Origin of the sequence: Pseudomonas sp. MWU13-2517 (genome assembly GCF_023242545.1) — a bacterium.
GTDB lineage: Bacteria > Pseudomonadota > Gammaproteobacteria > Pseudomonadales > Pseudomonadaceae > Aquipseudomonas.
Window position 1 is genome coordinate 162411 of record NZ_JALMFA010000004.1, and the last position, 17722, is coordinate 180132.

The 17722-nt window shown below is 59.0% G+C and carries 21 protein-coding genes; 17 read left to right on the forward strand and 4 right to left on the reverse strand.

The genetic code is table 11. The features are described 5' to 3' along the window. Positions 1-25: 25 nt before the first annotated feature. Positions 26-1180, reverse strand: a complete 1155-nt coding sequence (gene rsxB / locus M5B97_RS07575; protein ID WP_248731163.1) for an electron transport complex subunit RsxB — start codon at positions 1178-1180, stop codon at positions 26-28. A gap of 167 nt (positions 1181-1347) precedes the next feature. Beyond that, positions 1348-3399, reverse strand: coding sequence for a methionine--tRNA ligase (gene metG, locus M5B97_RS07580; RefSeq protein ID WP_248731164.1), 2052 nt, complete (start codon positions 3397-3399; stop codon positions 1348-1350). 171 nt (positions 3400-3570) lie between these two features. On the opposite strand from metG, the gene apbC reads away from it, so the two are divergent. Beyond that, entirely contained in the window at positions 3571-4665 is a 1095-nt protein-coding gene (gene apbC / locus M5B97_RS07585; RefSeq protein WP_248731165.1) for an iron-sulfur cluster carrier protein ApbC, read from the forward strand. Positions 4666-5156: 491 nt separating this feature from the next. Here the strand turns inward: apbC and fdxA are convergent, their stop codons facing one another. Further along, positions 5157-5480, reverse strand: coding sequence for a ferredoxin FdxA (fdxA, locus tag M5B97_RS07590; protein WP_123714798.1), 324 nt, complete (start codon positions 5478-5480; stop codon positions 5157-5159). Between the two features lie 142 nt (positions 5481-5622). Next, positions 5623-8214, reverse strand: coding sequence for a DNA mismatch repair protein MutS (gene mutS / locus M5B97_RS07595; protein ID WP_134658351.1), 2592 nt, complete (start codon positions 8212-8214; stop codon positions 5623-5625). Between the two features lie 197 nt (positions 8215-8411). Between mutS and M5B97_RS07600 the strand changes: the two genes are divergently transcribed. From M5B97_RS07600 to M5B97_RS27630, 16 genes are all read left to right on the forward strand, one after another. Next, positions 8412-9146 carry an XRE family transcriptional regulator gene (locus M5B97_RS07600; RefSeq protein WP_123714800.1) on the forward strand — a complete coding sequence of 245 codons (735 nt, stop codon included), beginning with the start codon at positions 8412-8414 and terminating at the stop codon, positions 9144-9146. Between the two features lie 118 nt (positions 9147-9264). Then, positions 9265-9498: a hypothetical protein gene (locus M5B97_RS07605; RefSeq protein WP_134658349.1), complete on the forward strand. Its 234-nt coding sequence runs from the start codon at positions 9265-9267 to the stop codon at positions 9496-9498. A gap of 255 nt (positions 9499-9753) precedes the next feature. Then, a complete protein-coding gene (locus tag M5B97_RS07610; protein ID WP_123714801.1) occupies positions 9754-10092 on the forward strand; it encodes a phage holin family protein in 339 nt (112 codons plus the stop codon). A 22-nt stretch (positions 10093-10114) separates the two neighbouring features. After that, positions 10115-10630, forward strand: coding sequence for a hypothetical protein (locus M5B97_RS07615; RefSeq protein WP_248731166.1), 516 nt, complete (start codon positions 10115-10117; stop codon positions 10628-10630). A 3-nt stretch (positions 10631-10633) separates the two neighbouring features. Then, positions 10634-11242, forward strand: coding sequence for a phage baseplate assembly protein V (locus tag M5B97_RS07620; RefSeq protein WP_248731167.1), 609 nt, complete (start codon positions 10634-10636; stop codon positions 11240-11242). 12 nt (positions 11243-11254) lie between these two features. Continuing rightward, positions 11255-11587 (forward strand): hypothetical protein, encoded by a 333-nt coding sequence (locus M5B97_RS07625; RefSeq protein ID WP_064450996.1) that lies wholly within the window; start codon positions 11255-11257, stop codon positions 11585-11587. Continuing rightward, a complete protein-coding gene (locus M5B97_RS07630) occupies positions 11584-12579 on the forward strand; it encodes a baseplate J/gp47 family protein (RefSeq protein WP_134658344.1) in 996 nt (331 codons plus the stop codon). The genes M5B97_RS07625 and M5B97_RS07630 overlap by 4 nt, the downstream gene beginning before the upstream one ends. Further along, the gene (locus tag M5B97_RS07635) at positions 12576-13307 is read left to right on the forward strand and encodes a phage tail protein I (protein WP_248731168.1); all 732 of its coding nucleotides are present in this window, start codon (positions 12576-12578) and stop codon (positions 13305-13307) included. The genes M5B97_RS07630 and M5B97_RS07635 overlap by 4 nt, the downstream gene beginning before the upstream one ends. Continuing rightward, entirely contained in the window at positions 13304-13846 is a 543-nt protein-coding gene (locus tag M5B97_RS07640; RefSeq protein ID WP_248731169.1) for a hypothetical protein, read from the forward strand. The genes M5B97_RS07635 and M5B97_RS07640 overlap by 4 nt, the downstream gene beginning before the upstream one ends. A 67-nt stretch (positions 13847-13913) precedes the next feature. Continuing rightward, positions 13914-14666: a hypothetical protein gene (locus tag M5B97_RS07645; RefSeq protein ID WP_248731170.1), complete on the forward strand. Its 753-nt coding sequence runs from the start codon at positions 13914-13916 to the stop codon at positions 14664-14666. Between the two features lie 9 nt (positions 14667-14675). Further along, positions 14676-14912, forward strand: a complete 237-nt coding sequence (locus tag M5B97_RS07650; protein WP_248731171.1) for a tail fiber assembly protein — start codon at positions 14676-14678, stop codon at positions 14910-14912. A gap of 86 nt (positions 14913-14998) precedes the next feature. Then, positions 14999-15172 (forward strand): hypothetical protein, encoded by a 174-nt coding sequence (locus M5B97_RS07655; RefSeq protein WP_175486651.1) that lies wholly within the window; start codon positions 14999-15001, stop codon positions 15170-15172. A 2-nt stretch (positions 15173-15174) separates the two neighbouring features. After that, positions 15175-16341 (forward strand): phage tail protein, encoded by a 1167-nt coding sequence (locus M5B97_RS07660; protein ID WP_123714809.1) that lies wholly within the window; start codon positions 15175-15177, stop codon positions 16339-16341. Further along, positions 16341-16847 (forward strand): phage major tail tube protein, encoded by a 507-nt coding sequence (locus tag M5B97_RS07665; RefSeq protein WP_134658334.1) that lies wholly within the window; start codon positions 16341-16343, stop codon positions 16845-16847. Before M5B97_RS07660 ends, M5B97_RS07665 begins: the two co-directional genes overlap by 1 nt. A 178-nt stretch (positions 16848-17025) precedes the next feature. Continuing rightward, entirely contained in the window at positions 17026-17598 is a 573-nt protein-coding gene (locus M5B97_RS07670; RefSeq protein WP_248731172.1) for a phage tail assembly protein, read from the forward strand. Continuing rightward, entirely contained in the window at positions 17595-17720 is a 126-nt protein-coding gene (locus M5B97_RS27630) for a hypothetical protein (RefSeq protein WP_283099438.1), read from the forward strand. Before M5B97_RS07670 ends, M5B97_RS27630 begins: the two co-directional genes overlap by 4 nt. The last annotated feature ends 2 nt before the right edge of the window (positions 17721-17722 follow it).

Consider the following 17722-nt stretch of genomic DNA (forward strand, 5'->3'; position numbering starts at 1 on the left):
GCAACCCGGCAGCGTCTGTCGCGGCTCAAGCGCCGGTATGAGCGTCCACCTGGCGCTGAGCTTCGTCCAGTTTGCGCTGTGCGGCTTCCAGTTCAATTACGCTGCAGCTGGATTGGCGTTGCAGCTTGCTGAGCTCGGCCCGTGCGTAAGCCAAGGCAGTTTTCAACTGGCGCAGTTGGGCGTCGATGGGGCGTTTTTCCACGCGCTGCAAGTCGGGCCTGGGTTGCTCACTGTCATTTTCGGCGTGGTGCAAAGCTTGCTCGGCACTGATCAGCGCTGCGTTCAAAGCTGCCAGCTGCTGTTGGTCTGCGTTCAGGTCCTGAGCTTTTTTCAGTTCGGCGCGACGCATGGCCAGTTGGATCTTTGCGCGTTTGAGCGCCGGGTCTTTTTGAGTCGGCGGCGCTGTCGAGCTGGTAACTTCCAGGGCTGCCAGGGCCTGTTCCGCCGCTTCGAACTGCTGTTGCAACACGATCAGTTGCGACTGTTGCTCGAAGGTCGGTGGGTGACCAAAGGCTTTCAAGGATTTGTGCAACTGAGCGCGGCTCATGGCGACCGTGATCTTGGCTTTTTTGACCGCCGCATCCTGGGCCGAATCGGTCGGCGTGGGTAAAACCGGCGACGAGCGCTTGGAACGCGCCAGGCGTTCGGCGAGCTTGCAGGCTTCTTCCCGTTGCAGACGTGCATTGCGTTGCTCAAAGCGACGTCGTGCCCGATCACGCTTCAGGCCGCGTTCATGGCGCTGGTGGTCATTAGCCGCCAGGCCGCCCACAATCGGCAGCACAGAGGCTGCTGGGCGCATCTCAATACAATCGACAGGGCAGGGCGCGACACAAAGGTCGCAACCTGTGCACTCATCAATGATGACGGTGTGCATCAATTTGGCGGCGCCGACGATCGCGTCCACTGGGCAGGCCTGGATGCACTTGGTGCAACCGATGCATTCGGTTTCTCGGATATAGGCGACTTGGGCCGGGGCTTCGCCTCGACTGGTATCCAGCTCCAGGACCGGTACTTGTAGCAATTGCGCCAGGCCTGCGATGGTTTCCTGCCCGCCGGGAGGGCATTTGTTGATCGCCTCGCCAAGGGCGATGCCCTCGGCGTAAGGCTTGCAGCCCGGATGCCCACACTTGCCGCATTGGGTCTGCGGCAACAGCGCGTCGATACGTTGAATCAGGTTCATGATTGCATGCCGGTTAAACAAACAGGGCTTGCTGGAGCGAGCGGGCTTGCCCCGTGTCGAAGCCCGAGGCGACCCTGAAGTCGCCGCGTGCCCTTCAGACAGAAACGGGGCCAAGACCGTTGCGCGCCCCTGCGCGGGCAAGCCCGCGCACTACAGGCGCTGGCAGGTTACTTGATGCGTTGGCCCGGCTTAGCGCCGCTGTCCGGGCTGAGCAGGTAGATTTCTTCGCCGCCAGGGCCTGCCGCCATCACCATGCCTTCGGAAACGCCGAACTTCATCTTCCGTGGCTTGAGGTTGGCGATCATCATGGTCAGGCGCCCGTCGAGTTTGGACGGGTCCGGATAAGCGCTCTTGATCCCGGAGAACACATTGCGTCGCTCGTCACCGATGTCCAGGGTCAGGCGCAGCAGCTTGTCGGCACCCTCTACAGCTTCGGCCTTGACGATCAGCGCAACACGCAGGTCCACGGCCGCAAAGGCGTCAAACTCGATTTCCGGGGAAATCGGGTCCTTGGCCAACTCGCCGTTGCCGGTCGCAGCGGACTCGCCGGTGTCGGTCTGGCTGGCAGTCAGGTCTTCTTTAGATGCGTCGGTCATGGCCTGGACTTTGGCCGGGTCGATGCGGGTCATCAGCGGCTTGAACTCATTCAATTGGTGGTTGCTGAGCAGGGTGGAGTGATCGTTCCAGGTCAGCGGCGCAACGTTCAGGAACGCTTCTGCGTCGGCGGCCAGCAGTGGCAGCACCGGCTTGAGGAAGATCACCAACTGGCGGAACAGGTTGACGCCCGTGGCGCAGATCGCCTGGACTTCAGCCTGCTTGCCTTCCTGCTTGTTCAGCGACCACGGTGCCTTGTCGGCGATCCAGGCGTTGGCGCGGTCGGCCAGGCCCATGATTTCGCGCATGGCGCGGGCGAAGTCGCGGGCTTCATAGGCGTCGGCGATGCTTGGCGCGGCGGCCCGGAAGGCATCGGTCAGTTCCGGCGCGGCGTTATCGGCTACCAGTACACCAGCGTTGCCCTTGTGGATAAAGCCGGCGCAACGGCTGGCAATGTTGACCACTTTGCCGACCAGGTCCGAGTTGACCTTCTGCACGAAGTCTTCCAGGTTCAGGTCCAGGTCGTCGACGCCACGGCCCAGCTTGGAGGCGTAGTAGTAACGCAGGTATTCCGGCGACAGGTGGTCCAGGTACGTTCGCGCCTTGATAAAGGTGCCACGGGACTTGGACATCTTCTGGCCGTTGACCGTCAGGTAGCCGTGTACCGCGATACCGGTTGGCTTGCGGTAGCCCGAACCTTCAAGCATCGCCGGCCAGAACAGGGCGTGGAAGTTGACGATATCCTTGCCGATGAAATGGTACAGCTCGGCTGTGGAGTCCTTGCCCCAGAACGCGTCGAAGTCCAGCGCCGGAGTGCGGTCGCACAGGTTCTTGAAGCTGGCCATGTAGCCGATCGGCGCGTCCAGCCATACATAGAAATACTTGCCGGGCTCGCCCGGAATCTCGAAGCCAAAGTACGGCGCATCGCGGGAGATGTCCCACTGTTGCAGGCCGCTGTCGAGCCATTCGGACAGTTTGTTGGCCACGGCGTCCTGCAGGGTGCCGCTGCGGGTCCAGGCTTGCAGCATCTGCTGAAAGTCCGGGAGCTTGAAGAAGAAGTGCTGGGAGTCCTTGAGCACCGGGGTGGCGCCGGAAATAGCCGACTTCGGATCTTTCAGGTCGGTGGGTGCGTAGGTGGCACCGCATTTCTCACAGTTGTCGCCGTACTGGTCTTCGGAGCCGCATTTCGGGCACGTGCCCTTGATGAAGCGGTCGGCCAGGAACATTTTCTTTTCCGGGTCGAAATACTGGGTGACCGAACGCTGGTCGATGTGCCCGGCCTCCTTGAGGCGCAAGTAGATCTGGCTCGACAGCTCGCGGTTTTCATCGGAGTGGGTCGAGTGGAAGTTGTCGAAATCCACCAGGAACTCGGCAAAGTCGGCGCTGTGTTCAGCCTGCACATTGGCGATCAGTTGCTCTGGAGTGATCCCTTCCTTTTCGGCGCGCAACATGATGGCCGAACCGTGGGCGTCGTCCGCGCAGACATAGATGCATTGATTGCCGCGATGCTTCTGGAAGCGCACCCACATATCGGTCTGGATGTACTCAAGCATATGGCCAAGATGGATGGAACCATTGGCATAGGGCAGGGCGCTGGTGACGAGGATCTTGCGTGGCTCGGACATGGGGCTCGGCTACTTGATGAAACGGAGGTCGGCCACTATAAAGCGCCGGGAAATATATTTCACCCCGTGGCGTTGTTTCAAAATCATCCTGGCGTTCGAAAGCATGCCGTTGGGCGGCGGGAACGGTTAGGATAGCCGCCTGTTTCAGTCAGTCTTTTTCGGGAGTAGCCCATGAGCGCCGTCAATCGCGCAGCGGTGGAAGCCGTTCTTCGCCAGTACACCGACCCCTATTTGAACCAGGACCCGGTCAGTGCCGGTTGTGTGCGTGCCATTGAGGTCCAGGGCGACCACGTATCGGTCCAACTGGAGTTGGGCTATGCCGCCGGCCTGTTCAAAAGTGGCTGGGCGCAGATGCTGCAAATGGCCATCGAGGGCCTCGACGGCGTACGTTCCGCCAAGGTCGATATTCAGTGTGTGATTGCCTCCCACAAAGCCCAGGCGCAAATCCCGGGGCTGGCCAACGTCAAGAACGTGGTGGCGGTGGCGTCCGGCAAGGGTGGCGTGGGTAAATCCACCACGGCGGCCAACCTCGCTCTGGCCCTTGCCCGCGAAGGCGCCCGCGTGGGCATTCTTGATGCGGATATCTATGGCCCCAGCCAGGGCGTGATGTTCGGTATTGCCGAAGGTACGCGACCGAAAGTGAAGGACCAAAAGTGGTTTGTGCCTATCGAGTCCCTGGGCGTGGAAGTGATGTCCATGGCTTTTCTCACCGATGACAATACGCCGATGGTCTGGCGCGGGCCGATGGTGTCCGGTGCGCTGCTGCAATTGGTTACCCAGACCGCCTGGGGCGATCTGGACTACCTAGTGATCGACATGCCGCCCGGCACCGGAGATATCCAGCTGACCCTGGCGCAGAAAGTCCCGGTGGCCGGCTCGGTGATCGTGACCACCCCCCAGGACCTGGCGCTGCTCGACGCAAAGAAGGGTGTGGAGATGTTCCGCAAGGTCAACATCCCGGTACTCGGCGTTGTGGAAAACATGGCGGTGCACATCTGCTCCAACTGTGGGCATGCCGAGCACCTGTTTGGTGAAGGTGGTGGCGAGAAGCTGGCGACTCAGTATGGCGTCGAACTGCTGGCCTCGTTGCCCCTGTCTATGGTGATTCGTGAGCAGGCCGATGGTGGCAGGCCTACCGTGATAGCTGAGCCGGACAGCCAGATCGCGATGATCTATCAGGAACTGGCTCGCCATGTGGGCGCGCGGATTGTCCTGCAGGAAGCCGACGCGCCAGCAATGCCGACGATTACCGTCAGCGACGACTGAGCGTGTTGAAGGGAAAGAAGCCTCGACTTGTCGGGGCTTTTTCTTGTCCGCAGTACCGTCAATAGAGCGTGTTTGCCCTTTTACGCAATTGTACGTGTAAGCATTCGCTTACTTTTTCGTAAGTATTTGGTTTTTTTGCCGGGCAGGGGCGTCTCTAATTCACGAGAGACTTTTCTAACCAGTTGAAATATAAGAATTATTTATCGTATTTCGGGTGTCGATGTTTGCGGGGCTGTTAGTCGCATCCCGTTGAACTTCTATTGGAACTCTCTAACATCAGCCCTGTGTCCACGGATTGACACAGCCATCAAGGAACGATGGTTTTAAGGAATGTCGCAGGATGCGATTCATCAGGATGATGAAAAGGAATACAGGGACTAGGGAAAAAATGTGGGCGGGTCAAACCGCCCCTTTTTTTTGCCCGTAGAAAAGAATTCGCCATCCGCAAACGCAAAAAGGCCCGCAAGGGGCCTTTTGGGACGACGACGCTATCAGCGTATGAGGTCTGCGATCTTGCCTTTTTTGCCATCCCACTCCGCGGCATCCGGCATCGGATCTTTGCGTTCGGTGATGTTCGGCCAGATTTCCGCCAGCTCGACGTTCAACTGAATAAATTCCTGCATCTCTGCCGGTACTTCATCCTCGGAGAAGATAGCGACGGCCGGGCATTCTGGTTCACACAGGGCGCAGTCGATGCACTCATCCGGGTGGATGACCAGGAAGTTCGGGCCTTCGTAAAAGCAGTCCACCGGACACACTTCTACGCAGTCGGTGTACTTGCACTTGATGCAGTTGTCGGTGACGACGAAGGTCATTTCTAATTTTCTCCTCAGGCGGCGGCAGCGAAACCCTTTGTGGCAGGGCTCGCGAGGTTCGGGAGCGATAGTCTGCAGGCCAGGCTAAAAGCCTGCAGCATCCCAAACCGCGCGAGAGTCTACCAGCTTGCAAGCGTCTGCGTTATATCCGAGTCTTCAGTGCATATAACATTTCGAGCGCTTTTCGCGGCGTCAAGTCGTCCACGTCAAGTTTAGCCAACTCATCCAACACCGGATGGGGCAGGCTGGCGAACATGTCGCTCTGATGCGGTGTGTTGGGCTTGCTGGTGGCCTTGGCGGTGCTTACGACCACGGTTTCGTGGGGCAGGGCCGTGGTTTCCAGGCGACTGAGGTGTTCACGGGCGCGGGTGATCACATCGTTCGGCACGCCGGCCAACTGTGCCACAGCCAGACCATAGCTCTGGCTGGCCGGGCCTGGCAGCACGTGGTGCAGGAACACGATGCGCTCGTTGTGCTCGGTGGCGTTGAGGTGCACGTTGGCGACCAGCGGTTCGCTTTCCGGTAACACGGTCAGTTCGAAATAGTGGGTGGCGAACAGCGTATAGGCACGCAGGTGTGCCAGCCGCTCAGCCGCCGCCCACGCCAGGGACAAGCCGTCGAAGGTGCTGGTGCCACGGCCCACTTCGTCCATCAGCACCAGGCTGCGCTCGGTGGCGTTGTGCAGAATGTTGGCGGTTTCGCTCATTTCCACCATAAAGGTCGAACGGCCACCGGCCAGGTCATCGCTGGAGCCGATCCGTGTGAAAATGCGGTCGACCAGCGACAGCTCGCAACTCGCTGCTGGAACAAAGCTGCCGATGTGAGCCAGCAACACGATCAATGCGGTCTGGCGCATGTAGGTGGATTTACCGCCCATGTTCGGACCGGTGATCACCAGCATGCGGGTATCGTCGTCCAGCGACAGGTCGTTCGCCACGAACGGTGTGGTCAGTACCTGCTCAACCACAGGATGGCGGCCCTGTACGATGCGCATGCACGGCTCGCTGACGAATCGCGGGCAGTTCAGGTCGAGATTCAGTGCGCGTTCGGCCAGGTTGCTCAGCACATCCAGCTCCGCGAGGGCGGCTGCGGTGTCTTGCAACGGTGCCAGTTGGCTGATCAGGTCTTCGAGCAAGGCTTCATAGAGCATCTTTTCCCGAGCCAGGGCACGGCTTTTGGCCGACAGTGCCTTGTCTTCGAACTCTTTAAGCTCTGGTGTGATAAAGCGCTCGGCGCCCTTGAGGGTCTGGCGACGCTGATAGTCGATCGGCGCCGACTCGGCCTGCTTGCTCGGCAATTCGATAAAGTAGCCGTGCACGCGGTTGTAACCGACCTTCAGGTTGGCCAGGCCAGTGCGGGCTTTTTCGCGGGCTTCCAGATCAATCAGGAACTGCCCGGCGTTTTCGCTCAGTGACTGCAATTCGTCCAGTTCGCTATCGTAGCCGGTTTTCAGCACGCCGCCGTCACGGATGATCGCCGGCGGGTTGTCGATAATGGCTTTTTCCAGCAGGGCCGCAAGGTCCGGGTACGTGCCTGCGGTGACTGCAAGCTGTTGCAGGTGCGGCGTGTCCAATTCGGTCATCGCCACTTGCAGTTGCGGCAACGCGCCGAGGGCATCGCGCAGGCGCGCGAGGTCACGGGGCCGCGCGTTGCGCAGGCCGATCCGCGCCAGGATGCGCTCGATGTCGCCGATTTCCTTCAGTTGCGGCTGCAGCTTTTCAAAGCGATAGCCGTCCAGCAGGCAAGTAATCGAAGACTGGCGCGCTTGCAGTACGCTCAGGTCCCGCAGCGGACGGTTCAACCAGCGAGTCAGCAAGCGGCTGCCCATGGCGGTCTGGCAACGGTCCACAACCGATTGCAGAGTATTGTCGCGCCCGCCGGCCAGGTTGGTATCCAGCTCCAGGTTGCGACGGCTGGCGCCATCGAGCACCACGGTGTCGTCCAGGCGCTCATGGCGCAGGCTACGCAAATGTGGCAGGGCGGTGCGCTGGGTTTCCTTGGCGTAGCTGAGCAAGCAACCCGCGGCACCGATGGCCAGGGTCAAGGTCTCGCAGCCGAAGCCTTTAAGGTCTTGCACCGAGAACTGCTGGCACAGGCTTTTCAGCGCCGAATCGCGCTCGAAATCCCACGGTGCACGACGTTTTGTTCCACGGCGCTTTTCGGCAGGCAAATCCTTCGGCCAGTCGTCCGGGATCAACAACTCCACCGGATTGATACGTTCCAGTTCCGCCAGCAGGTTCTCCCAGCCCTTGATTTCCTGAACGCTGAAGTTGCCGCTGGTGATATCCAATACGGAAAGGCCGAACAAGCGCTCATCGCCCAACACCGCGGCAATCAGGTTGTCGCGTCGTTCATCCAGCAACGCCTCATCACTCACCGTCCCCGGCGTGATAATCCGTACCACCTGGCGCTCAACTGGCCCTTTGCTGGTGGCCGGATCGCCGATCTGCTCACAGATCACCACCGACTCGCCCAGCTTGACCAGCTTGACCAGATAGCCTTCCAACGAATGGTAAGGAATCCCACACATCGGAATCGACTGCCCCGCCGACTGCCCACGCGCTGTCAGGGTGATGTCCAGCAACTTGGCGGCCTTCTTCGCGTCTTCATAGAAGATCTCGTAGAAGTCGCCCATGCGATAGAACATCAACTGATCCGGGTGCTGGTTTTTCAAGCGCCAGTACTGTTGCATCATCGGGGTGTGGGAGGACAGATCGGAAGTGTTTTTACTCATCAGATAGTTGGCAAATTCGTTGAAGGAGTGGGGCAAAGGTGGGGCACTGGCCCGGCTGATTTTGCAATGGTCGCAAGGTTAACACGCGAAGTTGGAGCTTCGCAGGTCATAAGTGGGCAGGTAAAAGGCATGGCTAATGCATAAAATATGCAAATTAGCATTTGCCAACCCTTAAAACTCCCGTCAATATCCGCGCTATGCAAAAACGCAACGTTTCTATCGTCTTAAGAGAGCTGCTGGACCGTGACCGGATTTCCCCTACGGAACTTCACCGGCGTACCGGCGTGCCTCAATCCACATTGTCCCGGATTCTCAGCGGCAAGATCGTTGATCCGTCGGACAAGCACATCTCCCGTATTGCCGAGTATTTTCGCGTGAGCACCGACCAACTGCGCGGACGCGTAGCGGTGGGCATTGCGCGGGAGGAGGGGCGCGACCCGATGCATTCGGAACTCAAGGACATAAGCCTGTGGGACGACGACACGCCCGTTAATGATGACGAGGTGTCGATCCCCTTTCTGCGCGAGGTTGAATTGGCTGCTGGATCAGGAAGATTCGTCATCGAGGAAAGCGAGAAGGCCAGCCTGCGTTTCGGTAAGCGCAGCCTGCGGCATAACGGTGTGCAGTTCGACCAGGCCAAGTGTGTGACGGTGCGTGGCAACAGCATGCTGCCGGTGCTGCGCGACGGCGCCACGGTGGGGGTGAATGCGGGCAAGAGCGGCATCGGCGATATAGTCGATGGCGATCTGTATGCCATCAATCACAACGGCCAGCTGCGGGTGAAGCAGCTCTATCGCCTGCCTTCCGGAATTCGCCTGCGCAGTTTCAACCGAGATGAGCATCCGGACGAGGACTACAGCTTCCAGGATATCCAGGATGAGCAGATCAGCATCCTCGGTCATGTGTTCTGGTGGGGCATGTACGCCCGTTAACCCTCTTACGTAAGACAAAGCCCGCCACTGTGCGGGCTTTTTTTCGCCCACAGAAAATCGCCAAATCCTTTGCCCGCAAGGCCTGGAATGCATTTGTGCATTTGATCGGCAAAAATAAATGCATTTACGCATTGACTGTATATGCATACATGCATATTCTTCATCTCAAGCCAGCCAACAAGGTCTGGTGGAGGCGGCAAGGATGCCGCCAAGGAAGACAAGGAAGGCACGCAACATCGGCAAGGACGCCATCGAAGTGATGGCAGGGATGCCAGGCAACACCGGCAAGGATGCCGCGCTCTTTAGTTTCAACCTGCTTCAGGAACATGAAGCACAAAACAGGCAGCGATGAACCGGCCTAATAACGGTTCAGAGGGTTGGCAACTGACCCGGGTGTGCAGCGTAAAGCACCAGAAGCAGTTATCCGGCAGACAGGGATCGTGGTCGGAAAAACATTGAGGAAAGAACCGTACCGCGCCAGTAGCGCCGAAAGTTCGAGGAAATCATTACTGAAAAGCCCGGGCGACCGGGCTTTTTGGAATGCCTACCTAACGAAGCATGTGTAAATGAAAAACGGACTATCTAGTGCTCAGCCAGGAGGCGTGACATGACAAATGAACAACAAGCGTTAGCGGAAATGCCCATCTGGCTGGTCATCGTATTGGCAGTGATTGGCGGGGTATCCGGCGAAATGTGGCGCGCTGACAAGGAGGGAGCCCGTGGGTGGTCACTGGTCCGCCGGTTGGCGCTGCGCTCTGGAGCCTGCATGGTCTGCGGAGTTTCAGCCCTGATGCTGTGCTATGCCGCCGGCATGTCAATCTGGACCGCCGGTGCCATTGGTTGCTTGACCGCCATGGCCGGTGCCGACGTTGCCATCGGCCTTTATGAGCGGTGGGCAGCCAAGCGCATCGGGATCAATGAAGGATCCCGCCAGGATCCGCAGTAACCGCTGCAAGGACGCAACTTAAATGACGCTTATCGAAAAACCCTCTCAACTGCCCCAAGCCATCGGTGAGGCGCTGCACGTTGCCTTCCCTGACCTGAGGGTTGGCAGTCATCAGGACTTCCAGGGCACAGGTGGCGAAACCGGTGTGATGATTACGGTCGAGGGCAACGGCCCGGGCATCCGCTCCCGCGAAGGACGCAAGGCGCACGCCTTGGTGATTTCGCTCAAGGCCATGGTCGCGCCAGGTGCATTGCCATTTGATGCCTGCGACCTGGCCAGCCGGCTCATGGATCTGGTGCTGGATAACCGTTGGAACCTGCCCCAATTACAGTGTGATCTGCCGACGAACATCGTCGCCGCTCCCACGCCCCGGGCTACCGCAGGGACGGACTACGACACCTGGACTGTGTCTTTCACCCAAACACTCTATATCGGGCCTGCGTTGCTCAACGATCCCACAGGCCAACCGCTGTTTGCCTGCACCTGGGACGTCTCGAACATCGACGACCCCGCTCAATACAAACCCTTGTCGGAGTAGCCCATGTTCGACGCGCTGTTACGCATGCAACTGGGGCCGATTGTCGAGCGCCTGGCGGAAATGGAAGCCCAGCTCGAAGACCTTTATCGTCGCGCCGAAAGTTTCTGTCGCATCGGCGTGTGCCAGGAGGTCGACGCTGCCAGTAATACCTGCAAGGTCAGCCATGGTGAGTTGCTCACCCCGGCCATACGCTTTTTCAACCCCAGCGCCGGTGCGCAGACTGAAACCCGCATCCCCTCCGTGGGCGAGCAATGCCTGCTGTTCAACTATGGCGGCGGGGAAGGTGGGGGGCAGTCCGTGGCCTTGTTCGGTTTGAACAGTGATCGCTTCCCGTCGGTTTCCAGCATTGCGAGTTTGACCCGGCGTCGGCATCAAGACGGCACCCAAAGCGATTACGACGACGCCAGCCACACCTTCAACTGGGTCAACGGTCCCACGGCGTTCAGCGGTTCCCGCGAGCAAGTCGACGTCAAGGTCGATGCCGCCAGCCTGACCCTCAACGCCCAAGGCATCATCCTGCAAATCGGCGGCACTCGCCTGGTGCTGGATGCCGGCGGCGCGCACTTCAGCGGCCCGGTGGTGGACCACCAAGGTCGAGTCATCAGCCCGTGATAAGGACATCCCATGATCGGCATCGATCGAAACACCGGGGCAGCCGTCGATGACTGGCTGCAATTTGTGCAGCGCGCCACCCGAGCGCTGACCACTCCCGTAGGCACTCGCCAGAAGCGCCCGCTGTACGGTTCGATGATCCCGCAACTGCTGGGCCAGAACCTCGGCGATGACTTGCTGATCCTCGCCCAGAGCCATGCTGCCCAGGCGTTCTACAACACCCAGAACGGCATTGGCGACTTTCAACCCCAGGTCATCGTCGCCACACGCCAGGGTGCCGGCCTGCTGCTGCGTTTCGCTGGTACCTGGAAAAACCGCCAACAAACCTTCGAGGTCGTGACATGAGCATGCTGATCCCTGGCCAGAACCAACTGGCGGAGCCGGCCATTATTGCGGTGGATGAATTCGAACCGCTGCTGGCCGAATTCAAGGCGTTTGTCGTCGACTACGTCGCCACCCGAGCGCCGCAAAGCGCGGCGAAACTCAAGGTCAGCCTCGACAACGAAAGCGAACTGTTGACCCTGGCCCTGGAAGCTTTTTGTGTGCGCCTGCAGACCCACGAACGCAAATATAACGCCCGCATCAAGCAGATGCTGGCGTGGTGGGCCACCGGCAGTAACCTGGATGCGCGCCTGGCCGACATGGGCCTGGAACGACAAGTACTCGACCCCGGCGACCCGGCCGCTTTCCCACCGGTGCCGCCGACCTTGGAGAGCGACGACGACGCCCGACTGCGCTACTACCTGGCACCCCATGCGCCGGCGGCAGGCTCACGCATGCAGTATCGCCGCGAGGTCTTCACCCTGGGTGAACGCCCTGCGGTGAAAGTGCAAAGTGCAACGCCGGGCGTCGTGACCGTCAGCTACACCTTCGACCCGGACGGCTATGCCGCCCAGGTCAAGGATGGCAACGGTCGACGGACTGCGCCGGGTGAAGTGATGGTCACTGTGCTTTCACGAGAAGGCGACGGCACGCCATCCGCCGATTTGCTTGACGGTGTGCGGCGCCATTTCGCACGGCCTGATGTGAGACCGGAGACCGATCTGGTCACTGTTCAGGGCGCACAGATTCAGCCCTACAAGATTCGTGTGGTGGCCAGGATCAACGCCGGACCTGACTCCGGGCTCACTCAAGTCGCCGCCCAGAAACTGCTGCAAACCTATGCAGACTCCTGCCATCGTCTGGAGGGGCGGGTGGACCCCAGCTGGATCGACTACGCCATCCACAGCGCAGGGGCGGCGCAACTGCAAATCCTCGAACCGTTGCAGCCGATTATCTGCACCGCGTTCCAGGCTCCGTATTGCACGGGCGTCGAGGTTGAGGTGCGTACGCTATGAGTGAGGAACCCAAAGCGAGCCTGTTGCCGGCCAACAGCTCACCGCTGGAAAAAGCCTTGGACCTGGGGTTCGGGACGTTGCTCGACCGGGTCATGCCGCCGTTTCCGGCGTTGATGACCCCGCTGCAAACCCCTACCGAATTCCTGCCCTACCTGGCTGCCGACCGTGGCGTCAGCGAATGGGATGCCAACGCCAGCGAAACTGAAAAGCGTCTTACGGTGGCCCTGTCCTGGCAGATCCAGCGCCAGGCGGGTACGCCCAAGGCGTTGAGCTACGCGGTGGAGTCATTGGGGTTCACCCCCAATATCAGCGCCTGGTATCAACAGCGTCCGCTGGGTGTGCCTTACACCTTCGACGTCCAGGCGATCATCGGGCGCAGTTGGTCCAGTGGCGACCATAACCGGCTGATCCGTCGCATCAATGCGGCGCAGAGCGAGCGGGATCGGGCGACGATCACCATCGTGCATGAAACCGCTGCAGGTTTGCGCCTCGCAGCCGCTGCAGATCCTGGCTTGAGTATCGGCGAGGACAGCCAGCCCGGTGCGCTGCCCGAAGTGAAGCTACACGGTGCCATCTCCTTCAACAGCGCAGCCCACATACCCTTGAGTGATGGCGAGTTGCAGCTTGAAGGCGTACTACCGGAACTCGGGCTAGCCGCCCGGCTTAACAGTACTGGGATTGCCCAGCACTACACCATTAACGACTACGACCTCAGGGCGCAGCCATGACAGATGACATTACGCGCCTGGTGCGCTTCACCTCCAAAGGTTTGGATGAAGTGCTGCAGGCAAAGAACCAAGGCCTGAAAGGCGAAATCACCCACATCGGCGCCGGCACCGGCCGTTACAACCCGGACGGCACGGAAGTGGCCTTGCGTGACGAACGTCAGCGGGTCGCCATCGTCGATTACGAAGACCTCGGCGATCGCCAACTCAGGATGGCTGCGCTGTTCGATGGCGAGGCTGAGTATGAAATTGGGGAGTTTGGTTTTTACCTCGCCAGTGGGACGTTGCTGGCGGTGTATTCCGTCGCGGGTAAGTTGCTGACGTATAAAGCGGCGGCGGCGCGGGTGCTGCAAAAGTTCACGCTGGATATTTCGCCGTTGCCGGCGGATAGCGTGACGATTGTTGTGGGCAGTGAAAACCTGAATGTATTGTTGGTTAATGAGTTGGCAAGTCTTTCTGCCGCCAGTGTCGACAATATGGCCAGGGGGGTTGGACTCTTGTTTCGAGTGATGAAACTTGAAAGTAAAGATAGCGATCTTTAATGATAAAATCTTTTGGTATTGCCAATGAGATTTCCTGAGTAATCAAAACAGATAAGGAAATTATATTTTGAGTACAGAACAGCAATTGGCTGACGTCGTCAGTGCGGCAAACAGTCTTACCAGTGTAGTCACTGGAAAGGTGGGAGAAATTGATAAGGCGGTAGCGGATGCACGGCGCGCATACGATGCACAGCTTTTAGATCTGAAAAGTCGTTTGCCCAGGCTTGCCGTCACTAAAAATTTCAACCTGTACCCAAGCACTGATGGGAAATTGATTGAAAACTGGGGGATTCACGGCGAGGTGACTGCCACCAAGCTTCGTTCTATAACCACTACATCTCAAGCTACGGGCCGTCCGCAGGCGGACGTGGATTTTATGCTTCAGGTCCAGGCAGATGTGCGCGAGCAGTTTCCTGGCTTCGATATCAGAGCCAGTGAATATTGGCGAACCATTGTGAACGTGTGGCAATTAAAGTGGGCTACTGCAGATGTTAGTCCTTGGCTTGCGTTCCCTTATACAGTTGATACGGCTCTGGCGAATGGAACGGGCGCGGTTCCGCTTAACTCGTATATTACATTAGGCGCTTTTGTGCGTGTTTTGGAGGGTTCAATTGCTGGTGCCTGGAGTATTGGGGCAGAAAAAGGTAAGTGGCGCTGGTGCTCGACGGTTGTTGCGCCCAGTGAGCTGTTCGGTGCTTATTATCATCTTCACCCAATGCGGACTTCTGCGTCTGGTGTTGTCGAAGTGATGTTGGCGGGGGCATGCACCGGTGTTGTAACTAGTCCGGGTGACTGGGGCACTATGTTGGCTTTGAGTTAAGGAGAGATCATGAAACCAGTTTTTGTACCTGCAGAACTTCACCCACTCATTAAGTGGCAAGTCATTCGTAGCGCTCGTGACCAGGATTTGGCAACGAGTGATTATGCGGCGATGCCCGACTATCCAATGTTGGATAAAAACAAAGCTGCGTTCGCGACTTATCGTCAGGGGCTTCGCGATATCCCTGATCAAGGCCCAGACCCTGATGCCGTGATCTGGCCGGAAAAACCTGCCTTCCTGAAATAACCCACCGCGAAAGCGGTTTTTTTTAGCCAACCCAAAGCCCCTCCCCGCAGGGGCTTTGGCGTTTCTGACCCCGGAGAATTCAACCCATGCAAAACCGCCAAACCTACACCGTCCTCATCCCATTTCCCACCGGAGGTGGCCATTGGTCCACCGTCGGCGAGGAGCTGGAACTGCTGGACGTCGAAGCATCCGCCCTGCGCACCGCCGGCCGACTGGAACTGACCAGCGTCCTTAACTCCACCCCCAAGAAGGCTGACTAATCATGGCTGAGGTTTTGAACTTCGAGCATAACGGCATCACCGTGAATGCCACCGAATCCCCCGAGGCCATGGGTGGCCTGGGCGACAACGTCATCGGTCTGGTCGGCACCGCGCCGAACGCCCATGCGTCAATCCCGAAAAATGCCCCGTTCCGCATCAACAGCTTTACCACCCAGGCGCTGCTGGACCCTACCGGTACTGAGTCGGGCACGTTGTTTCACGCGGTGTACCAGATCCTCAAAGTGGTGAAGGTGCCGGTCTATGTGGTGATCGTGGAAGAGGGCGCAACCCCGGCCGATACCGTCAACAATGTGATCGGCGGCAATGACCCCGTCACCGGTCGTAAGCTGGGCCTGGCTGCCCTGAGCAGCGTGCCGGAAGACCTGACTATCATCGGTGCGCCTGGCTTCACCGGCACCAAGGCCGTGGCCGGTGAGTTCGCCGCCTTCGGCAAACGCATCAAGGCCCGCGTAGTGCTGGATGGCAAGGACGCTTCCGTCGCCGATCAAGTGACCTACAGCGGCGAACTGGGCGGTGCCGACCTCGGTTTCGACCGTTGCCTGCTGGTACACAACATGCCGTCGGTGTACTCCAAGGCCGCGAAGAAGAACGTGTTCCTGTCGCCATCCTCTCTGGCCATCGCCGCATTGGCCAAGGTCAAGCAATGGGAAAGCCCAGGTAACCAGGTGACATTCGCCGAGGACGTTTCCCGCGTGGTCGAGTACAACATCCTCGACACTTCCACTGAAGGCGACCTGCTCAACCGTTACGGCGTGAGTTACTACGCGCGCACCATCCTCGGTGGTTTCTCGCTGCTGGGTAACCGTTCCATCACCGGCAAGTTCATCAGCTACGTCGGCCTGGAAGATGCCATCAGCCGCAAGCTGGTCAAGGCCGGCCAGAAAGCCATGGCCAAGAACCTCACCAAGTCCTTCATGGACCAGGAGGTCAAGCGCATCAACGACTGGCTGCAAACCCTGGTCGCCGACGAAACCATCCCTGGCGGCAGCGTGTACCTGCACCCGGAACTCAACAGTGTCGAGAAGTACAAGAACGGTACCTGGTTCATCGTCATCGACTACGGCCGCTACGCGCCGAACGAACACATGATTTATCAACTCAATGCTCGCGATGAAATCATCGAGCAGTTCCTGGAGGACGTTCTCTAATGTTTACCAACCGTGTAAGACAGGCCATTGCGGCCACCCTTCAAGGCCTGCCGTTGTCCGCGACCGTGGAAGAGTTCACCCCACCGAAGATCGAGTTCGAAATGGAGCCCATGTCCGGCGGGCGTTTCATCGCCGAAGAAATGGCCAAGAGCGGCAAGGTGCTCAACGCTACGCTGGTGCTGCAAGGCGCCGGCCCGGAAATCATGTTGGCCTTGGGCGTGCGCCTGGGTGACGACATCCTGCTGAACGTGCGTGAAGCCGGCCAGGACCAGGACGGCAAGACCTACTTCACCTACCACACTGTCGGCGGCAAGCTCAAATCCCTGGCTGAGGCGAAGTTGAAAATGGGCGACAAGGCACTGACCACCCTGGAGCTGTCCTGCCGCACCTACAACCGCCTGGAAAACGGCATTCCGGTGATCGACATCGACGTGCGCACCCAGAAGTTCGTGCTCAATGGCGTAGACATTCTCGGCGACGCCCGCCGCGCCGTGCTGATGCCTTAAGAGAAACCGTGAGCTGAAGTGGGCGCGGTCAAATGTGGGAGCCGGGCTTGCCCGCGTTGCGGGCGACTCTGTGTACCTGGTGTACCGAGGCGATGCCATCGCAGGCAAGCCGGCTCCCACGTTGATCGCGTTCATCTTCAACGCGTTTTTCAACCCCGTTTGACCAAGGAATTGCCTCATGGCCTGGATGCCACCGCTGCACCTGCTGCTCTCGCCGATCACTGCTGACACCGGCGCGACGATCGAGCGGATTCAACTCAAGCCACTGTTCTACGCGGCGCAAAAAGACGCGCTGGCCCGGGCCGGTGATGATGAGGACGACCAGTTCTTCGAACTGGCGAAACTCGCCACCGGCCTGTCGGAAAAAGAACTGGATCAACTCAAGCGTCCGGACTACGTAAGCATTGCGCAGTACGTACACGAAATGTCGACGCTCCCTGCGTCGTTCTTCTTGAAAGCGCCCGAAAAAGCCAGCCACGACCAGCCCGTCCAACTGCTGTTACCGCTCGATGCCGCAGGTCGCTCCCTGGCCGAGCTGCCCCTGGAAATGCCGGCGCTGCGCGCCACCAAAGTGATGAAGAAACTCGCCACCAACAAAGAGCGCGCCGAGTTCATCACGGCTCACTGCACCGGCCTGATGATCCCGGATCTTGCCAACCTGACCGTGCCCGACTGGACGGAACTGCAGGAGCGCATCGAGGATTTTTTAAATCAACCGGCGGACTTCTTTCGGAGCGCGACATCGAAGTGATCCTCGATGTGGTGCCGCTGATCTACTCGGTCAATGAGGCGGAGATCCTCGACTGGGACGCCGGCAAAGCAATGCGCCGCTACGACATCGCGATCACCCGCCTTGGCGTTAAACAGGAGTAAGC